Genomic DNA, 17344 nt, shown 5'->3' with positions numbered 1-17344 from the left:
CTTTAGAATACACTAGCTATCTGATTAGGCTGCTCAAATCGCGTTTGTGAGTGTGCGCTTGAGCATCCCACAGGTCTTTTCACTTCTCACCCGATGCGAGAGCGTCGGGTTTTGCCATATTTCTGACATGCCGAGATACCTCAGATCGACACTTCGAGCAACGCAATTGCATTCACATTTTGCAATATACAACTTATGCGCGATCACGATGTAGTGAGACTCTTTAAAGAAAAGGGGGCGATTTCGCCCCCTTTTTTCGATTAACCGATTGCTACGGCTTTGATGTCTTCGTCGATGAACGGAAGGTACTGTTCAAAGTTCTCGGCGAACATCTGCACCAGTTTTTCAGCCTGCTTGTCGAAGGCCGCCTGATCATCCCAGGTGCGGCGCGGGTCCAAAAGGACTTCGGCCACGCCGGGCACCGAAACCGGTACGTCAAAGCCGAAATTGGCATCTTTGCGGAACTCGGCATCCCGCAGCGATCCGTCCAGCGCAGCTGTCAGCAGTGCACGGGTCGCGCGGATCGGCATCCGGCTGCCCACACCATAGGCGCCACCGGTCCAGCCGGTGTTGACCAGCCAGCAGGTCGCGCCGTGCTGGGCGATCTTGTCGCGCAACAGGTTGCCGTACTCTTCCGGGCGACGCGGCATGAACGGCGCGCCAAAGCAGGTCGAGAAAGTGGGCTGAGGTTCGGTAATGCCGCGCTCGGTCCCGGCAACCTTGGAGGTGAAGCCCGACAGGAAGTGATACATCGCCTGCGCCGGGGTAAGCCGCGCGATCGGAGGCAGCACGCCGAACGCATCACAGGTCAGCATGATGATGTTCTTAGGGTGGCCACCCAGTGCGCTGCTGGACGCGTTCGAGATATACTCCAACGGATAGGCGCAGCGCATGTTCGCGGTCAGGGAGTCGTCCTCGAAATCCAGTTCCTTGGTTTCGGGATCGAACACCATGTTTTCGATCACAGTGCCAAATTTGGTGGTGGTCGCGTAGATTTCCGGCTCGGCCTCGGCGTTCAGGTTGATCGTCTTGGCATAACAGCCACCTTCGAAGTTAAAGGTGCCGCGATCGGACCAGCCATGCTCATCATCGCCGATCAAAGTGCGGGCCGGGTCAGCGGACAGGGTTGTCTTGCCAGTGCCGGACAGGCCAAAGAAGACGGCGGTGTCGACCGGGTTACCAACCGCATGGTTGGCCGAGCAGTGCATCGGCATCACGCCTTTTTCCGGCAGCATGTAGTTCAGCAGAGTAAAGACAGATTTCTTGTTCTCGCCTGCATACTCGGTGCCGCCGATCAGGATCATCTTGCGGTCGAAGTTCATCGCGATCACCGTCTCAGACCGGCAGCCGTGCTTAGCCGGGTCGGCCTGGAAGCTGGGGCAGTTGATGACGGTGAAATCGGCGATGAACTCGTTCAGATCTTCACGATCCGGGCGTCGCAGCAGGTGACGGATGAACAGATTGTGCCAAGCTAGTTCGGTAACCATGCGCACGTTGATCGAATAGGCCGGGTCGGCTCCGCCAACCAGATCCTGTACGAAGTAGTCGCGGCCTTTCATGTGGGCCAGCATGTCCTGATACAGCGCGTCAAAGCCCTCGGGGCTCATCTCGGCGTTGTTTTCCCACCAAATATGGTCCGCAACGCTGTCAGTGCGCACGACGTGTTTGTCCTTGGGCGAGCGGCCGGTGAACTTGCCGGTGGTAACCAAAAAGGCTCCGCCATTGCCCAGAGTGCCTTCGCCGCGCTTCAGCGCCTCTTCGATCAGCGCCGGTTCCATGAAGTTGTAATAGACATTTCCCAGACCCTCGATGCCCTGATCCTCGAGGCGGAATTGCGGGTTAACCCGTCCAGATGTCATGTGTGTCTTCTCCGTGTGGCGGCGCGTTGGCGGTTGGGCCGGATGCGCCATTGGGCAATTAGCCGGGAAAAACCGGCGGATGGCCGCGTCTTACCACGGTCATTCGGGACATGAACAGGAGGGTTTGACGCAGTTAGCGCAACCAAGCCCAAGTTTAGCGCCATCACAAATTTCCTGTCGGAAATCAAAGCGCCTTTCCGGCAACATTAACGGCTTTTTTGCTGCATCTATGTGACAACAATCGCACGATTCGCAGTTACGGATTGATTCGCGGCCTTAAAAACGCCAGAAATGCCATACTAATAAGCGATAAATTGCATGAGTGAGCAGGAATAGGGGTTAACCCGATGTCAAAGATTGCATTGGTGGATGACGACAGAAACATTCTGACGTCCGTATCCATGACTCTCGAAGCCGAAGGTTTTGAGGTTGAAACATATAATGACGGGCAGGCCGCGCTAGACGCCTTCAACAAGAAACTGCCTGACATGGCTGTGCTGGATATCAAGATGCCGCGTATGGACGGCATGGATCTGTTGCAGCGCCTGCGGCAGAAGACCCAGATGCCAGTGATTTTCCTGACCTCGAAAGATGACGAGATTGACGAGGTTCTTGGCCTTCGCATGGGCGCGGATGACTATGTGAAAAAGCCTTTCTCGCAGCGTTTGCTGGTCGAGCGTATCCGGGCATTGCTGCGCCGACAGGAAGCCACTTCAGGTGACGCGACTGTCGCCAATACTGGCGACGCTAAGGTTATGGAACGCGGAGAATTGCGGATGGATCCTCTGCGCCATGCGGTCAGCTGGAAGGGAGAAGACGTGTCCCTGACAGTGACCGAGTTCCTGTTGCTGCAGGCGTTGGCACAGCGACCAGGCTTTGTCAAAAGCCGCGATCAACTGATGGACGTGGCCTATGACGATCAGGTCTATGTGGACGATCGGACCATTGACAGCCACATCAAGCGTCTGCGCAAGAAAATGCGCGCCGCTGATTCAGAGTTTTCGGCCATCGAAACGCTCTATGGCATTGGTTACCGGTACAACGAAGAATAAGAACGCCAATCTGAAAGGGTAGTTGGGTCTCGTGCGCGATACGGAACAAGCCAGCGAATTCAAGGATGGCGATGTCGTTCTGGGGGATGATTGGGTCATTCCACAGGACGGAGAATCAGGCGAGCTGCGCGCATCGCGGCGTCGCCGAAATCTGTTCGCCTTGCGTGAGTCCCCGCTGGCGCGCAAAATCGTTACTATCAACTTGGTGGCCTTGGTTATTCTGGTAACCGGACTGTTGTACTTGGACGATTCTCGTGAGGAACAAGTTCAGCAGACTGCGCGAAATATCGTCGGAAACGCGCAACTGGTCAGCAACGTCTTTGAAACACGGTTGCGTCAAACCGGCGATCAACCGTCGCAAGATGCCAGTCAATTGAACGTTGAAGACACTTTGGCCGGTCTGAGCCTGCCGCCGGGTGGCGAAGTTTTTGTGTATGACATGTCCGGCACTCTTATCGGTTGGACGCGCGGTGAGGCTTCATCATCCACAATGGCCGTGCTGCTGCGAACTGATGCCGAGGTTCAGACAGGCAGCACGCTGATCAGCGACGCATTGAATGCGGTGTGGAACGGTCTGACCCGCGTTTTCACGAATTACGATCCCAGCACGGCACCCACTTTGGCGCAGCGGGTTCAGGCTATTGTCCCCTCAGCGCTTGATGGCGCAACACAGGTTCAGGCGGTAAAGGACGAACAACGCGAGACGGTTGTTGTTGCGGCTACGCCGATCCTGCAGGACGGAGTACCAGTCGGGGCTGTTGCGATTACGGGCCCCGCAGGCGAAATTGACGCTCTGGCGCGACGTGAGCAAGAGCGTATTCTACAGATGTTCGTGGTCGCCTTGCTTGTCTCCATCGGGTTAAGCCTTGTTTTGGCCTCGACCATTGCAAACCCATTGGCGGATTTGGCCTCTGCTGCAGAGACGGGCAGAGACCGTGGCACAGGTATGAACCCTGGCCGTATCCGTATCCCTGACCTCAGTGCGCGGCCGGATGAAATAGGGCGTCTTAGCCGGGCATTGCGAGGCATGGTCACGGCGCTTTACAACCGCATTGACGCAAATGAACAGTTCGCCGCCGATGTGTCACACGAGATCAAGAATCCTTTGGCCAGCCTGCAATCCGCAGTTGGCACCCTGCGTATGGTCAAACGCGAAGACCAGAGGGACAAACTGCTGGGTGTGATCGAGCACGATGTGCGGCGGTTGGATCGTCTGGTCAGCGATATCTCGAATGCATCGCGTCTTGATGCCGAACTGGTCAAGGAAGAAGAGCAGCCGTTCGATTTGCTCAAGCTACTGGGCAACATCGGCCAGTATTTGGGCGAGGACGCGCGCGAAAAAGGCATCGATTACATCACGGATATGCCGAGTCAACCGATCGTGATCCACGGTCTCGAAGCACGCCTTGCACAGGTCTTTGTCAACTTAATCACCAATGCGATTTCTTTCTGCGAGGACAGCGATGCGATACGTGTCTGGGTCCGCCAGCGCGAAAATCGGGTCTTGGTTGTGGTTGAAGACACCGGTCCCGGTATCCCGGAACAGGCACTGACGAAGGTGTTCAAGCGCTTCTATTCCCAACGCCCGGCCGAGCATTTCGGGAACAACTCGGGCCTTGGTTTGGCGATTTCCAAGCAGATTGTCGAAGCACATGGCGGCGTTATCTGGGCCGAAAACATTCGACCGACCGAAGCGGACATCACCTCGGATCCGCTGGGCGCCCGGTTCGTCGTCGGGTTGCCCGTATAGGTCATGCCGGACACCACGCTGTCGGCCGTTGAAAATCTGGATTCTGCAGTTGTTCACGCCACCTGCGTTGCGGTCGACGGGCGCGGTATCTTGATCATTGGCGCGTCCGGTTCAGGGAAATCCGCGCTTGGGTTGCAGATGATGGCGGCGGGCGCCGGGTTGGTTGCAGACGACCGCGTCAGTCTACGCATGAAGAGCGGAGCTGTATTAGCGGATACCGCCCCCAATATTAGCGGCATAATCGAGGCCCGTGGTATTGGCCTTCTGCAAGCTGTTCCGGTCGGGCCCGTCCCACTTCGTTATGTTGTTGATCTAGATACGCCCGAGCACGCGCGCCTGCCCGAACACGCAACTGTTCTCGCCCTGAGGCAAACTGTTCCCTTGCTACGGGCAGCGGCTGCCCCCAATTTGTCAGCAGCTCTTATGCAGCTTTTGAAAATGGGGCGAGTGGGTCCAGAATGGCCGAACGCATGACACAACAACGGATAGTTCTGGTGACCGGACCTTCTGGTGCGGGGAGATCCACCGCTATTCGGGTGCTCGAAGATTTGGGTTTTGAAGCCATAGACAATTTACCGATGGGCCTATTGCTTCGCTTGCTGGAAGGACCGGCGCGCGAGCGGCCCATGGCTTTGGGGCTGGATGCAAGAAATCGGGATTTCTCGACAATTGGTTTTATCGAACTATCCGCGAAACTGCGCCGTATGGCTGATGTCGACCTGGCCACCTTGTATCTCGATTGTAGCGATGAGGTCTTGCTACGTCGGTTCTCTGAAACGCGACGGCGCCATCCAGTCGCGGCGAATGCCAGCCCTGAAACCGGGGTGATGCAGGAAAAAGAGTTGCTGGCGCCGATCCGAGAGATTGCTGACACGCTAATTGATACCAGCCCGCTCAACGTGCACCAGCTGCGGCAAGAGGTCGAACGTTGGTTCGCGCCACAGGGAGGCCGACATCTAGCTGTATCGGTCGAGTCGTTTTCGTATAAACGCGGGTTACCCCGTGGTCTGGACATGGTATTTGATTGCCGTTTCCTCGCTAACCCATACTGGCAGCCAGACCTGCGGGGCGAAGACGGTCGAAACCCGGACGTGGCGCGCTACGTTCAATCAGACGGAAATTATGCGCCGTTTTTTGAACGCGTGGTCGATCTGCTTTTAATCCTGCTTCCGGCCTATCGTGCCGAAGGAAAAGCGCATCTGTCCGTTGCATTCGGGTGTACGGGCGGTCAGCACAGATCGGTCGCCACAGCGGAAGCGGTTGCAAAGGCTCTTGCGGAAGGGGGGCAGCAGGTGGCAATTAGGCATCGCGAAATGGAACGTCGATCGTTGAATGTGAGGCCGGATTGATCGGGATCGTACTCGTAGCACATGGTGGGTTGGCGCAGGAATATCTTGCGGCCATGCAGCATGTCGTGGGAAAGCAACCTGGCCTTGCGGCGATTTCGATCGAAGCGGACCATGACCGCGAGGCCAAGCAGGCAGAAATCTGTGCTGCCGCCGACAGCGTTGATGTTGGCGATGGCGTCGTTGTCGTGACAGATCTTTTCGGCGGCAGCCCGTCGAATCTCAGCTTGCGCGCCTGTACACCTCATGACCGACGTATCCTTTACGGTGCAAATCTGCCTATGTTGATCAAACTGGCTAAATCCCGCCACTTGCCAATTGGCGACGCGGTGCGGCAGGCGATGGAAGCTGGGCGCAAGTATATCAATGCGCAAAACGTGACCTTTGACCAAGAGCGGACCGACTAAGAATGACCACCCGAAGCTTGAAAATAGTTAATGAAAAGGGCCTGCACGCGCGCGCCTCGGCTAAGTTGGTTGAAGTGGTCGAGGGGTTTGATGCACAGGCCGAAGTGTCAAAAGACGGGCTTTCAGCGTCAGGCGACAGTATTATGGGTCTTTTGATGTTGGCAGCGTCGCGCGGAACGACTATTGACGTCGAGACGTCCGGACCGGATGCTGAGGCGTTGGCCGACGCGTTGGAAACCCTCGTGAACGACAAGTTCGGGGAGGGGTTCTGAGCGCATCAGCCGCGATACCAATAACGGGAAGACCAGGAATTGGCGGAAACTACGCACGAGACCAAGACAGGCCCGGTTGTCGATGGGACCGAGGACCAGGGCGAAATCTACGACCGTAGAACCCTGACCTATGCGAACTCGTTTGACGACGCCTGGACCGCGACAGCCATTCGCGCCATCGAATGGTGCACCGGTAAGCTGACCATTTTGCGTATGGTCAACAAGTTTGAGAAGAAGAACGAATACTACCGGGGCCAGCGTTTCTGGGGCGGCGCGCTTGAGGTGATGGGAATCAATCTGACCACACCGCAGGAACAGATTGCCCGTATCCCCAAAACCGGACCTGTGGTCGTCGTGGCAAATCACCCTCACGGTATGGTCGATGGCATGATTCTGGCCGAGCTTATCGGTCAGGTGCGCAACGACTATCGCATTCTGACACGCTCGGTCCTGACTGGCCTAGATGAGGCCGCGACGTCGTTTATGATTCCAGTGCCTTTCCCGCATGACCCGGAAGCGCAGGCCAAAATGCTGGAAATGCGTGGTAAGGCGATGGATCACCTTAAAAACGGAGGCGTTGTAGCTCTGTTCCCGTCAGGTGTCGTTATGTCCTCGGATGATTGGTTCGGCCCTGCGATTGAACGCGAGTGGAACGTTTTCACTGCCAAGATGATCCGGAGATCCGGCGCGCAGGTGGTGCCGATTTTCTTCCCGGGCCGCAACTCTCGCGCCTATCAGATCGCGAACAAACTATCAGCCATTATGCGCCAGGGCCTTTTGCTGCACGAGATCGTCCGGTCTTGTAACAAGCCTCAATCCCCAGTCATTGGTGAACCTATATCGGAAGATGACATGCAACTTCTGGAACGCGATCCACGCGGTTTCATGGCGTGGCTCCGAAAGCACACTTTGTCCTTGGGCGAGACACGCGGAACCTGATCCGCTGCTTCATCTGGCTAAAAATATCTCGGGGGTGAGCCCGGACAACGTCCGGGCGAGGGGGCTGGCCCCCTTCACCGGGTCGGAACGGGGAACTCACCTCGATAGTCATAAAACCCGCGCTGGGATTTGCGACCAAGCCACCCTGCCTCAACATATTTCGTGAGCAATGGGCAAGGGCGATACTTGGTGTCCGCCAAACCATCATGCAGCACGTTCATGATGGCCAAACACGTGTCCAGCCCAATAAAGTCGGCCAGTTCCAAGGGCCCCATAGGATGGTTTGCCCCTAGTTTCATCGACTGGTCGATCGACTGCACATTCCCGACCCCTTCGTACAGCGTGTAAACCGCCTCGTTGATCATTGGCATGAGAATACGGTTCACGATAAAGGCCGGAAAGTCCTCGGCGCTGGCTGCAGTTTTCCCCAGCTTGTCGACGACGGCCTTACACGCGCTGAACGTTTCTTCATCTGTGGCGATGCCGCGAATCAGTTCGACCAGTTGCATAACGGGAACCGGGTTCATGAAATGAAATCCCATGAACCTTTCGGGTCGGTCCGTACGGCTGGCCAGACGCGTGATCGATATAGACGACGTATTCGATGTCAGAATCGTATGCGGCAGAAGATGAGGTTGCAGATCTTCAAAAATCGCCTGCTTAATCGCTTCGCGTTCGGTGGCCGCCTCGATCACCAGATCGGTCTTGCCCAGTTGCGGCAATTCCAGCGTGGTTGTGATGCGTTTCAAGGCGTTCTGTACCGCCTCATCCGTTATCTTTCCGCGTGATGCCTGGCGGGTCAAATTGCCTTCAATAATGGCCATCGCAGCGTTTAACGCATCCTGGCTGACATCGTTCAGAACAACATCATAATCCGCCAAGGCCAACACATGGGCGATACCGTTGCCCATCTGACCTGCGCCAATCACTCCGACTGATTTTACATCCATATTCAGGTGCCTCTGTCCCACGGGTTATGGCGACAGTATCGGCAGATGGGGGCGGGCGGCAAGAGGATGAGACCCATCGAATTTGCTTCAAATGCGCACATTAGTAATTTCTCAAGATATGCGGCTGCAAAGTGTCTCCCGGGTGAAAAATGGGTGAGTGTAATGAGCTATTACCAAACAGGCTCGGGGGCTCCCGAGGATGCCGTCTGCCAGTATTCGGGCTCACGGCTTTGGTTTCGTGGTCCCGAGCGATCACTGGATACGCCATATATGGCTTGCATCGGTGGGACAGAGACGTTTGGCCGTTTCGTCGAAACTCCGTTCGCGTCCGTTTTGGAAGACAAGCTTGACAGGCGGTGTTTAAACCTTGGCAGCCTGTTCTGCGGTGTCGACGCGTTGTGTCGCGATTCCGGTCTTCAGTCGTTGATGGACAAGGCTGAACTGTGCGTGTTGCAAGCGCCGGATCTACTTGGACAATCGAATCGCTTCTATCGCGTCCATCCAAGGCGGAACGATCGATTTCTGGCCGCCACGGATGATCTGATTTCGCTATACCCCGATGTCGATTTTGCCGACGTGAATTTCGTGCATCACCTGATGGCGCTGTTGCGTGGCCATCAGGACGCACGTTTCGAAGCCGTTGCGGACGAGCTACGGCGCAATTGGTTAAAGCAGATGCGGGCCCTGCTGGAAAAACTGGACGTGCCAGTGATTCTTCTGTGTTTGCAGGTTGTTGGTCAATCGGATGGCGGGGACCCTGCCGATGAAGCAGACGTGCCATTGTCTCTTGGATTGCTGGACGCGGTTAGACCTTTTTGCGCGGCAATCGTGCGTGAGACTGTCAGCGTTTCTGGGCAATCGGACGAGCTTGAAGACATGCTATTCGGAACTTTGCAGCAGCCGATGGCTGAGTACATGATTGGGCCTGCTGCGCACAGGACCATAGCCGAGGCGCTGGCGGGTCCAATTCGGGATCTGCGCTAAGAAAAAGGCCCGCCATTTTGGCGGGCCTGTCAGATTTTTCGTCGAAAAGCCTCGGCTTAAGATCAGCCGAGTTTTTCGGTCAGTTCCGGTACGGCTTGGAACAGGTCGGCAACCAGACCGAAGTCAGCAACCTGGAAAATCGGTGCTTCTTCGTCTTTGTTGATCGCAACGATGACCTTCGAGTCCTTCATACCAGCAAGGTGCTGGATCGCGCCCGAGATGCCGACGGCAACATACAGATCAGGGGCAACAACCTTACCGGTCTGACCCACCTGCCAGTCGTTCGGAGCGTAGCCCGAGTCAACGGCGGCGCGCGACGCGCCAACGGCGGCGCCCAGCTTGTCTGCCAGGGTTTCGATCAGTTTGAAGTCCTCTTCCGAGCCGACGCCACGGCCGCCCGAGACAACAACGCCAGCCGAGGTCAGTTCCGGGCGATCGCTTTCGGCAACCTTGTCCTCGACCCACGAAGACAGACCCGGGTTGTCACCAACCGAGATCGTCTCGACCGCGGCCGAGCCGCCTTCGCCTGCAGCATCGAAGGACGCGGTACGGAAGGTGACGACTTTCTTGGCGTCGTTCGATTTCACGGTCTGGATCGCGTTGCCTGCGTAAATCGGACGCTCGAAGGTCGAACCGTCAACCACGCCGGATGCATCCGAGATCACCATCGCGTCCAGCAGGGCTGCGACGCGGGGCATCACGTTCTTGGCGTCGGTGGTAGCCGGTGCGACGATGTGCTCATAGCCATCGGCCAGGCCCACGATCAGGGCTGCGGTCGATTCCGCCAGGCGGTGACCCAGTGATGCGTCTTCGGCAACCAGAACCTTGGAGACACCGTCGATCTTTGCGGCAGCCTCACCGGCAGCAGCGGCAGAACCACCTGCGGCCAGAACGGTCACGTCGCCCAGCGCCTTCGCGGCGTTGACGGCTTTGGCGGTGGCGTCCAGCGCCAGTTCACCATTATTGACTTCGGCGAGAAGAAGAACAGCCATTACACAGCCCCCGCTTCTTTGAGTTTCGCAACCAGCTCGTCAACCGAGCCCACGACGATACCAGCGGCACGTGCCGGCGGCTCTTCGGTTTTGACGATTTCCAGACGAGGAGTGACGTCGACGCCGTAATCGGCAGCAGTTTTCTCGTCCAGCGGCTTTTTCTTCGCCTTCATGATGTTGGGCAGCGAAGCATAGCGCGGCTCGTTCAGGCGCAGGTCAACGGTCACGATGGTCGGCATCTTGACGCTGATGGTCTGCAGACCGCCGTCAACCTCGCGGGTGATCTTGGCGCTGTCGCCTTCGATATCCACCTCAGAGGCGAAGGTGCCTTGGCTCCAGCCCAACAGGGCTGACAGCATCTGACCAGTGGCGTTCATGTCGTTGTCGATCGCCTGTTTGCCCGCCAGAACGATGCCCGGCTGCTCTTCTTCGACCACTTTGGCCAGAATCTTGGCAACGGCCAGCGGTTCGATATCGGTGTGCACGTCATCAGCCGCAACAACCAGAATTGCGCGGTCGGCACCCATGGCCAGAGCGGTGCGCAGGGTTTCCTGCGCCTGCTTGACGCCGATGGAAACAGCGACGACTTCATCCGCCTTGCCTGCTTCTTTCAGACGGATCGCCTCTTCGACGGCGATCTCGTCGAACGGGTTCATCGACATTTTGACATTGGCGAGATCAACACCGCTGCCGTCCGCTTTGACGCGAACTTTCACGTTATAGTCAATCACGCGTTTGACAGGCACGAGTACCTTCATTTTGCGCTTGCTCCTCACAAATAACGGTGAGCCGCGACGCGACTCCACCAATGCTCTCGGACGTCTGAATAACGTCTCAAGCCACACGACAACAGGGCAAAATCGTCATCTCGTGGGCTTGGGACGTCGCGTTTCATATTTTTTGACGCTACGGCGCGCTCAAGCCAACGCTTCAGCGGTTCGCGCCCGGAACCCACAGCACATCCGCCGAGCCGTTTTCGTTCGCGCAGCGGGCGGCCACGAAAAACCAGTCGCTTAGGCGATTGAGGTATTTTACCGCCACTTCGTTGACAGGTTCCATATTGGTCAGCTCAACCGCCAGACGCTCGGCCCTGCGCGAGACGGTGCGGCACACATGTAGATGGGCCGCCAGGCGTGACCCACCGGGTAGGATGAAGCTGCGCAGCGGCGCTAGCGCTTCGTTCATGGCGTCGATCTCAGCCTCAAGCCTGTCGATCTGAGAGGGTACGATGCGCAGCGGCGTGTATTCAGCCTCGGCATCCTTATCCATGTCGGGGCGGCAGAAATCGGCACCCAGATCGAACAGGTCATTCTGGATGCGCGACAGCGCGGCTTCGACCTCACCATCAGCTTCGGTTCGGGCGACGCCGACAAATGAATTCAGTTCATCCACCGTGCCATACGCTGCAACTCGACCCGAATACTTGGCAACGCGTTCCCCATTGCCCAAGGCTGTTTTGCCGTCATCGCCGGTGCGTGTGTAGATTTTGTTAAGTACAACCATTTACTGACCTCCCTGTCCGCGAAGCCAGACGTAGAGCACGATCAGCACCACGGCAATGAATTGAAACAGGATGCGCAGCTGCATCATCTTGTTGCTCTTCAGCGCGGCACTTTTCCCTGCCTTGCCGAAGTTTGAAATGCCGATCACCAGCACGACGACCACCGCCGCCATCGCCAGCAATAATACGACCATCAATAGGTCCATGGGTACACCGTCCGCGTTTTTTGCATTAGCTTACCATCTAGACCCATGGCGGAGAAAAGCGAACGGGTAATTTCGCCTCAGACGTCCGAGAGGATACGGTCAATCGTACGTGTTGGCAGAATGCGGCGCAGGTAGCCTGCGATGTAAGTTGGAGTCGTAACGTAGTAGCGGGGGCGCGGTCGTTTTGCCTCGACCGCATGGGCCAGCTTGTCGGTCACGGCGGATGCGGGCAGTTCAAACCGATCTGTGCCTGAGGTTTCGTATAGCCTTTTCAACAGTGTCGCCTGATACCGCTCGCGCAGGGCTGAGTTCTGCCAGTCGATGAAACGTTCGAAGAAAGGGATCGAGTTCTCGCGGATTTTCGAGGTGATCGGGCCGGGTTCGATCAGGCTGACCTTGATGTCGGTATCCGCCAGTTCCAACCGCAATGTGTCGGTCAGGCCCTCGATCGCATATTTTGTGGCCACATAAGCTCCGCGCCAGGGGAAGGCGACCAGTCCCAGAACCGAGGAGTTCTGCACGATTCGCCCGTGGCCTTGCGCTCGCATCACTGGGATGACCTGACGGGTCAGTTCGTGCCAGCCAAAGAAATTAGCCTCGAAGATCGCGCGCAACCCGTCGGTGGGCAGATCTTCGACTGCGCCGGGTAGACCGTGTGCGCCGTTATTGAACAGTGCGTCCAACGTGCCTCCGGTGGCCTCAAGCACCTCGGCCAGACCAGCGGCGATGCTGTCGGTGTCGGTATAGTCGATGCGGGGGCTTTCAAAGCCTTGCGCGCGTAGCCTGTCACAGTCCCGCTGCTGTCGGCACGATGCAAAGACGCGCCAACCGCGAGCGCGCATGCCATGCGCTGCGTCCAGCCCGATTCCGGACGAACAGCCGGTTATTAGAATCGATTTCTGCATAGTGTCCCCGATACCAAGCCTTACCCCTAGCTAGGGCGTGATACCGGGTGGGACAATCGTTGCACTGCGTCAGTTTACGGGTTTTTCGACCAGAGATGCCGATATCCATCCGACCTGTTGCTGCGGCAACACGCGCAGGCGAAGCCAACCTGTGCCCGAGTCGCTCAGGATTTCGACTTTCTGGCCAATGCCGACCTTTGCGATGATTGGATAGATCGTGCCGGGACCGTCGCGGAGATTGACCCGTGTTCCAGAAATCTCGCGAATGTCCTTCTCGGGCTCAGTGGGGGCAATCGGTTCCGCGATCTGTTCAGGCGCTTCTGGTTCGATCTGCTGCAGGCCGCTCACTCCATCTTCAAGCGATGCGAGCGTAAAATTGGAAGTTTGATCATCAAAAACCGAAATTTCCCTGAGCGCTTCAACGCTTGCGGTTTCAGTCACAAATTCAACAACGGCCGGTTGAGGCTCGATCGGTTTGGCCCGGACGGCCGGGGTGCGGCTGGCGACATTGGTCACAAGATTTTGGGCAGGCGCAGGTGCGATCTGCACTGGCTTGGATTGGGTGGCGACACGCACAGGCCGTTCGGCACGCAGGCCGCGCGGTTCAAAGTCTGGCCCACCGCTCATGACGTAAAAACACCAGCCAAGTGCAGCGAAACTAACAACGATAAGGCGCGTCATGGCGCTTCCCCCGGGTAATCGTAAAAGATGAAATAGGCAGCAGTCTAATGACCGAGAGCTTACCATATCTGAGGTCTCGAGTCGAAAGATCGGGGGAAATCCGTCGGTTGCCTCCCCCTGTTGCAAAAAGCGCCACTTGTCCCCAGCAAAATGCTTACCGGTTGCTTTACCGCGGCGCGCTTGCGTCGTATCACATCATATATGAACGACACGATCGACGACCCCAACATGGAGGCCCCCGAAGGTGGGGGCGAGGTAGCCGAACCGCTGCGCCGCGCGATTGGCGAACGCTATCTGACCTATGCTTTGTCCACCATCATGCACAGGGCGCTGCCCGATGCGCGCGATGGTCTGAAGCCGGTTCACCGGCGAATCCTCTATGCAATGCGCGAGCTGCGACTCAGCGCGACAGGGGGATTCCGTAAGTCCGCCAAGATCTCGGGCGACGTGATGGGTAACTATCACCCCCACGGTGATGCCGCGATCTACGACGCGATGGCGCGTCTGGCGCAGGACTTTAACGTGCGTTATCCGCTGGTCGACGGGCAGGGGAATTTCGGCAATATCGACGGCGATAACCCGGCGGCCTCGCGATACACTGAGGCGCGGATGACCATCGTGGCCGAAGCGCTGCTGGAAGGTCTGAACGAAGACGCTGTTGATTTCCGTGACAACTATGACGGGACGCTGACTGAACCGGTCGTTCTGCCGGCGCAGTTCCCGAACCTGCTGGCAAACGGCGCCAGTGGTATCGCGGTGGGCATGGCGACGAATATCCCGCCGCATAATATCTCTGAGCTCTGCGATGCCTGTCTGCATCTGATCAAAACGCCGGACGCGCGGGATGACACGCTGCTGAACTATGTCCCCGGCCCGGACTTTCCGACTGGTGGCGTGATTGTCGAGCCCCCTGAGAATATCGCGCAGGCTTATCGCACCGGGCGTGGATCGTTCCGCCTGCGCTGTAAGTATGAGGTCGAGGATCTGGGGCGTGGCCAGTGGCAGATCGTTGTCACCGAGATCCCATATCAGGTTCAGAAATCCAAGCTGATCGAAAAGATCGCGGAGCTGATCCAGACCAAGAAAATCCCCATCCTCGGCGATGTCCGCGATGAATCCGCGGATGACATTCGTCTGATCCTTGAGCCGCGTTCTAAAAACGTGGACCCCGAGGTGCTGATGGGGATGCTCTACCGCAACTCGGACCTTGAGGTGCGTTTCAGCCTGAATATGAACGTGCTGATCGACGGGGTGACGCCCAAGGTCTGCTCGATGAAGGAAGTGCTGCGCGCCTTCCTTGACCACCGGCAAGAGGTGTTGTTGCGGCGTTCGCGTCACCGCATGGCTAAGATCGACCACCGGTTAGAAGTGTTGGAGGGCTTTATCGTTGCCTTCCTGAACCTCGACCGTGTGATTGACATCATCCGTTATGACGATGATCCCAAAGCTGCTTTGATGCGCGAAGATTGGGGCATCGACCACGTTCGTGCGACGGACGAATCCGACTATGTCTCGCCCAAACCAGGCGAGGGCGAACTGTCCGAGGTTCAGGTCGACGCCATCCTCAACATGCGCTTGCGCAGCCTGCGCCGTCTGGAAGAGATGGAGCTGGTCCGCGAGCGTGACGCGTTGATGGAAGAGCGCGCCAATCTCGAAGACCTGCTGGCTGATCCCGCACTGCAATGGGCCAAGATCGCCGAGCAGTTGAAAGAGACCAAGAAGACCTTTGGTAAAGATTACGAAGGCGGCGCACGCCGTACCCAGTTCGCTGAGGCTGGTCAGGCCGAGGAAGTGCCGCTTGAGGCGATGATCGACAAGGAGCCGATCACGGTCGTCTGTTCGCAGATGGGCTGGATTCGCGCCATGACCGGCCATATCGACCTCAAGCGCGAGCTGAAGTTCAAGGACGGTGACGGCCCGCGTTTCATCTTCCACGCGGAGACCACGGACCGCCTGTTGGTCTTTGCCTCAAACGGTCGGTTCTACACGGTCAGCGCCGCCAACCTGCCTGGCGGGCGGGGCATGGGCGAGCCGCTGCGTCTGATGGTCGACCTGCCGAACGAGGCGCAGATCATCGACATCCTGATCCACAAGCCGGGGCGCAAGCTGTTGGTGGCTTCGGAAGCGGGCAACGGGTTCATGGTGCCCGAGGATGACGTGCTGGCGCAGACCCGCAACGGCAAGCAGGTGCTGAACGTCAAAGGTGATGAAACGGCGGTGATCTGCAAACCGGTCGCGGGCGACCACGTAGCGGTGGTGTCTCAAAACGGCAAGTTCCTGGTCTTCCCGACCGAAGAATTGCCTGAGATGACCCGCGGCAAGGGTGTACGTTTGCAGAAATACAACATGGCGCGCGGGCGTCAGGGCACGCTGGAGCTGGATGGCGGTCTGTCCGACATCACCACTTTCAACTGGGAGGAGGGCCTGAAATGGTCCATGGGTGGCGACAAGACCCGGCACGAGGCGGATATGTCTCAATGGCTGGCCAAACGCGCCAGCGTCGGGAAAAAGCCGCCTTACGGCTTCCCGAGGGACTATAAATTCTCGTGATTTTGCGACCGCTTTCGGGGAATTCCGCCGATACGGCTTGGCACAGTCCGTGTCGGTGCGCTAAATCAAAGAAAACAGGCCTATCGAGACGAGAGACATGTTGCGTATTTTGACCTTGATCACCGGACTGGCCCTGTTGGGCGCGTGTACGCAGACGCAAGTGTACGAAGAGCCCGAGTCGCTCGGCGAATTCAAACTGCGCGTCAACTATGCCTTTGCCGAAAAGGCTGTGCAGGGACCGGTCTCACGCGACGCTACGCCGGACGAGTGGACGGCCGCGATCCAGAATGCGGTGGATATCCGCCTTGGCCGATACGAAGGCGCGCAGGATTATGATATCGGCATCAGCCTAGAGGGATATATGCTGGCGCCTCCGGGCATTCCGGTGATCTACAACCCACGCAGCACCGCGATTGTGCTGGTGAATGTCTATGATGTGAACAAGAAAGAATTCCTGGCCAAGGGCAAACAATTTCAGGTTCTGGAAGACACCACTGGCGGCAGCGCGCTCAAGGGTTCGGGCCATGAGCGTACCAAAGAAGAGCAGATGAGCGGTCTGGCCTTGAAGGTTGCGGACCGAGTCGAGGAATGGCTGGCCGAAGAACATCAACAGAACGGTTGGTTCAAAAGTCGCCCCGATCTGATCCAGCCGCTGGATTCCGGCGAGCTCACGCAAAATCCAGCGTCGTAAACGGCTTTTCCCTCAGGATGTGCTTGATTTTCCCCTGCGAACCAAATATCTCGCGCGCGCAGATGTAACCACGGGACCAAGGGTCCCCCAAATCGCAAAAGGGCGCCTGAGGAATGGCAAAGGAAAAGTTTGAGCGTACAAAACCGCACGTCAACATCGGCACGATTGGCCACGTTGACCATGGTAAAACCACGCTGACCGCAGCGATCACCAAGTATTTCGGTGACTTCAAAGCGTATGACCAGATTGACGGTGCGCC

19 protein-coding genes are annotated in these 17344 nt (G+C 57.4%); 11 read left to right on the top strand and 8 right to left on the bottom strand.

What is annotated here, in order from left to right:
• Positions 1-260: 260 nt before the first annotated feature.
• A complete protein-coding gene (locus AC2FNR_RS14165; RefSeq protein ID WP_170356720.1) occupies positions 261-1859 on the bottom strand; it encodes a phosphoenolpyruvate carboxykinase in 1599 nt (532 codons plus the stop codon).
• Positions 1860-2206: 347 nt separating this feature from the next.
• Here AC2FNR_RS14165 and AC2FNR_RS14160 point away from each other — a divergent pair, with 347 nt between their 5' ends.
• Genes AC2FNR_RS14160 through AC2FNR_RS14130 form a run of 7 tightly spaced genes read left to right on the top strand, consistent with a single transcriptional unit; the run spans position 2207 to position 7625 of the window.
• Positions 2207-2911, top strand: a complete 705-nt coding sequence (locus AC2FNR_RS14160) for a response regulator transcription factor (protein ID WP_170356719.1) — start codon at positions 2207-2209, stop codon at positions 2909-2911.
• A gap of 31 nt (positions 2912-2942) precedes the next feature.
• A complete protein-coding gene (locus tag AC2FNR_RS14155) occupies positions 2943-4661 on the top strand; it encodes an ATP-binding protein (RefSeq protein ID WP_496849618.1) in 1719 nt (572 codons plus the stop codon).
• Between the two features lie 3 nt (positions 4662-4664).
• Positions 4665-5135, top strand: coding sequence for an HPr kinase/phosphorylase (locus tag AC2FNR_RS14150; protein WP_480870321.1), 471 nt, complete (start codon positions 4665-4667; stop codon positions 5133-5135).
• Complete coding sequence (gene rapZ, locus AC2FNR_RS14145; RefSeq protein ID WP_496849616.1) at positions 5120-6010, top strand: RNase adapter RapZ; 891 nt, start codon at positions 5120-5122, stop codon at positions 6008-6010. Before AC2FNR_RS14150 ends, rapZ begins: the two co-directional genes overlap by 16 nt.
• The gene (locus AC2FNR_RS14140) at positions 6007-6414 is read left to right on the top strand and encodes a PTS sugar transporter subunit IIA (RefSeq protein ID WP_496849615.1); all 408 of its coding nucleotides are present in this window, start codon (positions 6007-6009) and stop codon (positions 6412-6414) included. The genes rapZ and AC2FNR_RS14140 overlap by 4 nt, the downstream gene beginning before the upstream one ends.
• A 2-nt stretch (positions 6415-6416) precedes the next feature.
• Positions 6417-6686 carry an HPr family phosphocarrier protein gene (locus AC2FNR_RS14135; RefSeq protein WP_170356715.1) on the top strand — a complete coding sequence of 90 codons (270 nt, stop codon included), beginning with the start codon at positions 6417-6419 and terminating at the stop codon, positions 6684-6686.
• A 39-nt stretch (positions 6687-6725) separates the two neighbouring features.
• Positions 6726-7625, top strand: a complete 900-nt coding sequence (locus AC2FNR_RS14130; RefSeq protein WP_170756054.1) for a lysophospholipid acyltransferase family protein — start codon at positions 6726-6728, stop codon at positions 7623-7625.
• A 74-nt stretch (positions 7626-7699) separates the two neighbouring features.
• On the opposite strand, the gene AC2FNR_RS14125 is transcribed toward AC2FNR_RS14130, so the two are convergent.
• The gene (locus AC2FNR_RS14125; RefSeq protein ID WP_209198265.1) at positions 7700-8575 is read right to left on the bottom strand and encodes a 3-hydroxybutyryl-CoA dehydrogenase; all 876 of its coding nucleotides are present in this window, start codon (positions 8573-8575) and stop codon (positions 7700-7702) included.
• Between the two features lie 162 nt (positions 8576-8737).
• On the opposite strand from AC2FNR_RS14125, the gene AC2FNR_RS14120 reads away from it, so the two are divergent.
• The gene (locus AC2FNR_RS14120) at positions 8738-9559 is read left to right on the top strand and encodes a DUF6473 family protein (protein ID WP_496849612.1); all 822 of its coding nucleotides are present in this window, start codon (positions 8738-8740) and stop codon (positions 9557-9559) included.
• A 62-nt stretch (positions 9560-9621) separates the two neighbouring features.
• Here AC2FNR_RS14120 and AC2FNR_RS14115 read toward each other — a convergent pair whose 3' ends face one another.
• The 6 genes from AC2FNR_RS14115 to AC2FNR_RS14090 all read right to left on the bottom strand — a co-directional run bounded on the left by AC2FNR_RS14115 (position 9622) and on the right by AC2FNR_RS14090 (position 13844).
• Positions 9622-10551 (bottom strand): electron transfer flavoprotein subunit alpha/FixB family protein, encoded by a 930-nt coding sequence (locus AC2FNR_RS14115; RefSeq protein ID WP_170756053.1) that lies wholly within the window; start codon positions 10549-10551, stop codon positions 9622-9624.
• Positions 10551-11309 (bottom strand): electron transfer flavoprotein subunit beta/FixA family protein, encoded by a 759-nt coding sequence (locus AC2FNR_RS14110; RefSeq protein WP_170775374.1) that lies wholly within the window; start codon positions 11307-11309, stop codon positions 10551-10553. The genes AC2FNR_RS14115 and AC2FNR_RS14110 overlap by 1 nt, the downstream gene beginning before the upstream one ends.
• 172 nt (positions 11310-11481) lie before the next feature.
• The gene (locus AC2FNR_RS14105) at positions 11482-12054 is read right to left on the bottom strand and encodes a cob(I)yrinic acid a,c-diamide adenosyltransferase (protein WP_170356710.1); all 573 of its coding nucleotides are present in this window, start codon (positions 12052-12054) and stop codon (positions 11482-11484) included.
• The gene (locus AC2FNR_RS14100; protein ID WP_170356709.1) at positions 12055-12258 is read right to left on the bottom strand and encodes a twin transmembrane helix small protein; all 204 of its coding nucleotides are present in this window, start codon (positions 12256-12258) and stop codon (positions 12055-12057) included.
• 77 nt (positions 12259-12335) lie between these two features.
• The gene (locus AC2FNR_RS14095; RefSeq protein ID WP_480870312.1) at positions 12336-13163 is read right to left on the bottom strand and encodes an SDR family oxidoreductase; all 828 of its coding nucleotides are present in this window, start codon (positions 13161-13163) and stop codon (positions 12336-12338) included.
• A gap of 69 nt (positions 13164-13232) precedes the next feature.
• Positions 13233-13844, bottom strand: a complete 612-nt coding sequence (locus tag AC2FNR_RS14090) for an SH3 domain-containing protein (RefSeq protein ID WP_496849608.1) — start codon at positions 13842-13844, stop codon at positions 13233-13235.
• Positions 13845-14045: 201 nt separating this feature from the next.
• On the opposite strand from AC2FNR_RS14090, the gene parC reads away from it, so the two are divergent.
• The 3 genes from parC to AC2FNR_RS14075 all read left to right on the top strand — a co-directional run.
• Positions 14046-16394 carry a DNA topoisomerase IV subunit A gene (gene parC, locus AC2FNR_RS14085; RefSeq protein ID WP_496849607.1) on the top strand — a complete coding sequence of 783 codons (2349 nt, stop codon included), beginning with the start codon at positions 14046-14048 and terminating at the stop codon, positions 16392-16394.
• A 97-nt stretch (positions 16395-16491) separates the two neighbouring features.
• Positions 16492-17085: a hypothetical protein gene (locus tag AC2FNR_RS14080; RefSeq protein ID WP_170356706.1), complete on the top strand. Its 594-nt coding sequence runs from the start codon at positions 16492-16494 to the stop codon at positions 17083-17085.
• A gap of 113 nt (positions 17086-17198) precedes the next feature.
• Positions 17199-17344, top strand: a 146-nt coding sequence (locus tag AC2FNR_RS14075) for a GTP-binding protein (RefSeq protein ID WP_480637420.1), incomplete at its 3' end; no start/stop codon positions are given.

It is taken from the genome of Ruegeria sp. SATB045, assembly GCF_059613525.1.
The sequence above is the reverse complement of the archived record's forward strand: the minus strand, read 5'-3'. Positions and strand labels throughout refer to the sequence as shown.

Excerpts from the sequence above, each read along its gene's own strand:
- AC2FNR_RS14165 (WP_170356720.1), bottom strand. The coding sequence starts at position 1,859 with ATGACATCTGGACGGGTTAACCCGCAATTCCGCCTCGAGGATCAGGGC.
- AC2FNR_RS14160 (WP_170356719.1), top strand. The coding sequence starts at position 2,207 with ATGTCAAAGATTGCATTGGTGGATGACGACAGAAACATTCTGACGTCC.
- AC2FNR_RS14150 (WP_480870321.1), top strand. The coding sequence starts at position 4,665 with ATGCCGGACACCACGCTGTCGGCCGTTGAAAATCTGGATTCTGCAGTT.
- rapZ (WP_496849616.1), top strand. The coding sequence starts at position 5,120 with ATGGCCGAACGCATGACACAACAACGGATAGTTCTGGTGACCGGACCT.
- AC2FNR_RS14135 (WP_170356715.1), top strand. The coding sequence starts at position 6,417 with ATGACCACCCGAAGCTTGAAAATAGTTAATGAAAAGGGCCTGCACGCG.
- AC2FNR_RS14125 (WP_209198265.1), bottom strand. The coding sequence starts at position 8,575 with ATGGATGTAAAATCAGTCGGAGTGATTGGCGCAGGTCAGATGGGCAAC.
- AC2FNR_RS14120 (WP_496849612.1), top strand. The coding sequence starts at position 8,738 with ATGAGCTATTACCAAACAGGCTCGGGGGCTCCCGAGGATGCCGTCTGC.
- AC2FNR_RS14115 (WP_170756053.1), bottom strand. The coding sequence starts at position 10,551 with ATGGCTGTTCTTCTTCTCGCCGAAGTCAATAATGGTGAACTGGCGCTG.
- AC2FNR_RS14110 (WP_170775374.1), bottom strand. The coding sequence starts at position 11,309 with ATGAAGGTACTCGTGCCTGTCAAACGCGTGATTGACTATAACGTGAAA.
- AC2FNR_RS14105 (WP_170356710.1), bottom strand. The coding sequence starts at position 12,054 with ATGGTTGTACTTAACAAAATCTACACACGCACCGGCGATGACGGCAAA.
- AC2FNR_RS14100 (WP_170356709.1), bottom strand. The coding sequence starts at position 12,258 with ATGGACCTATTGATGGTCGTATTATTGCTGGCGATGGCGGCGGTGGTC.
- AC2FNR_RS14095 (WP_480870312.1), bottom strand. The coding sequence starts at position 13,163 with ATGCAGAAATCGATTCTAATAACCGGCTGTTCGTCCGGAATCGGGCTG.
- AC2FNR_RS14090 (WP_496849608.1), bottom strand. The coding sequence starts at position 13,844 with ATGACGCGCCTTATCGTTGTTAGTTTCGCTGCACTTGGCTGGTGTTTT.
- parC (WP_496849607.1), top strand. The coding sequence starts at position 14,046 with ATGAACGACACGATCGACGACCCCAACATGGAGGCCCCCGAAGGTGGG.
- AC2FNR_RS14080 (WP_170356706.1), top strand. The coding sequence starts at position 16,492 with ATGTTGCGTATTTTGACCTTGATCACCGGACTGGCCCTGTTGGGCGCG.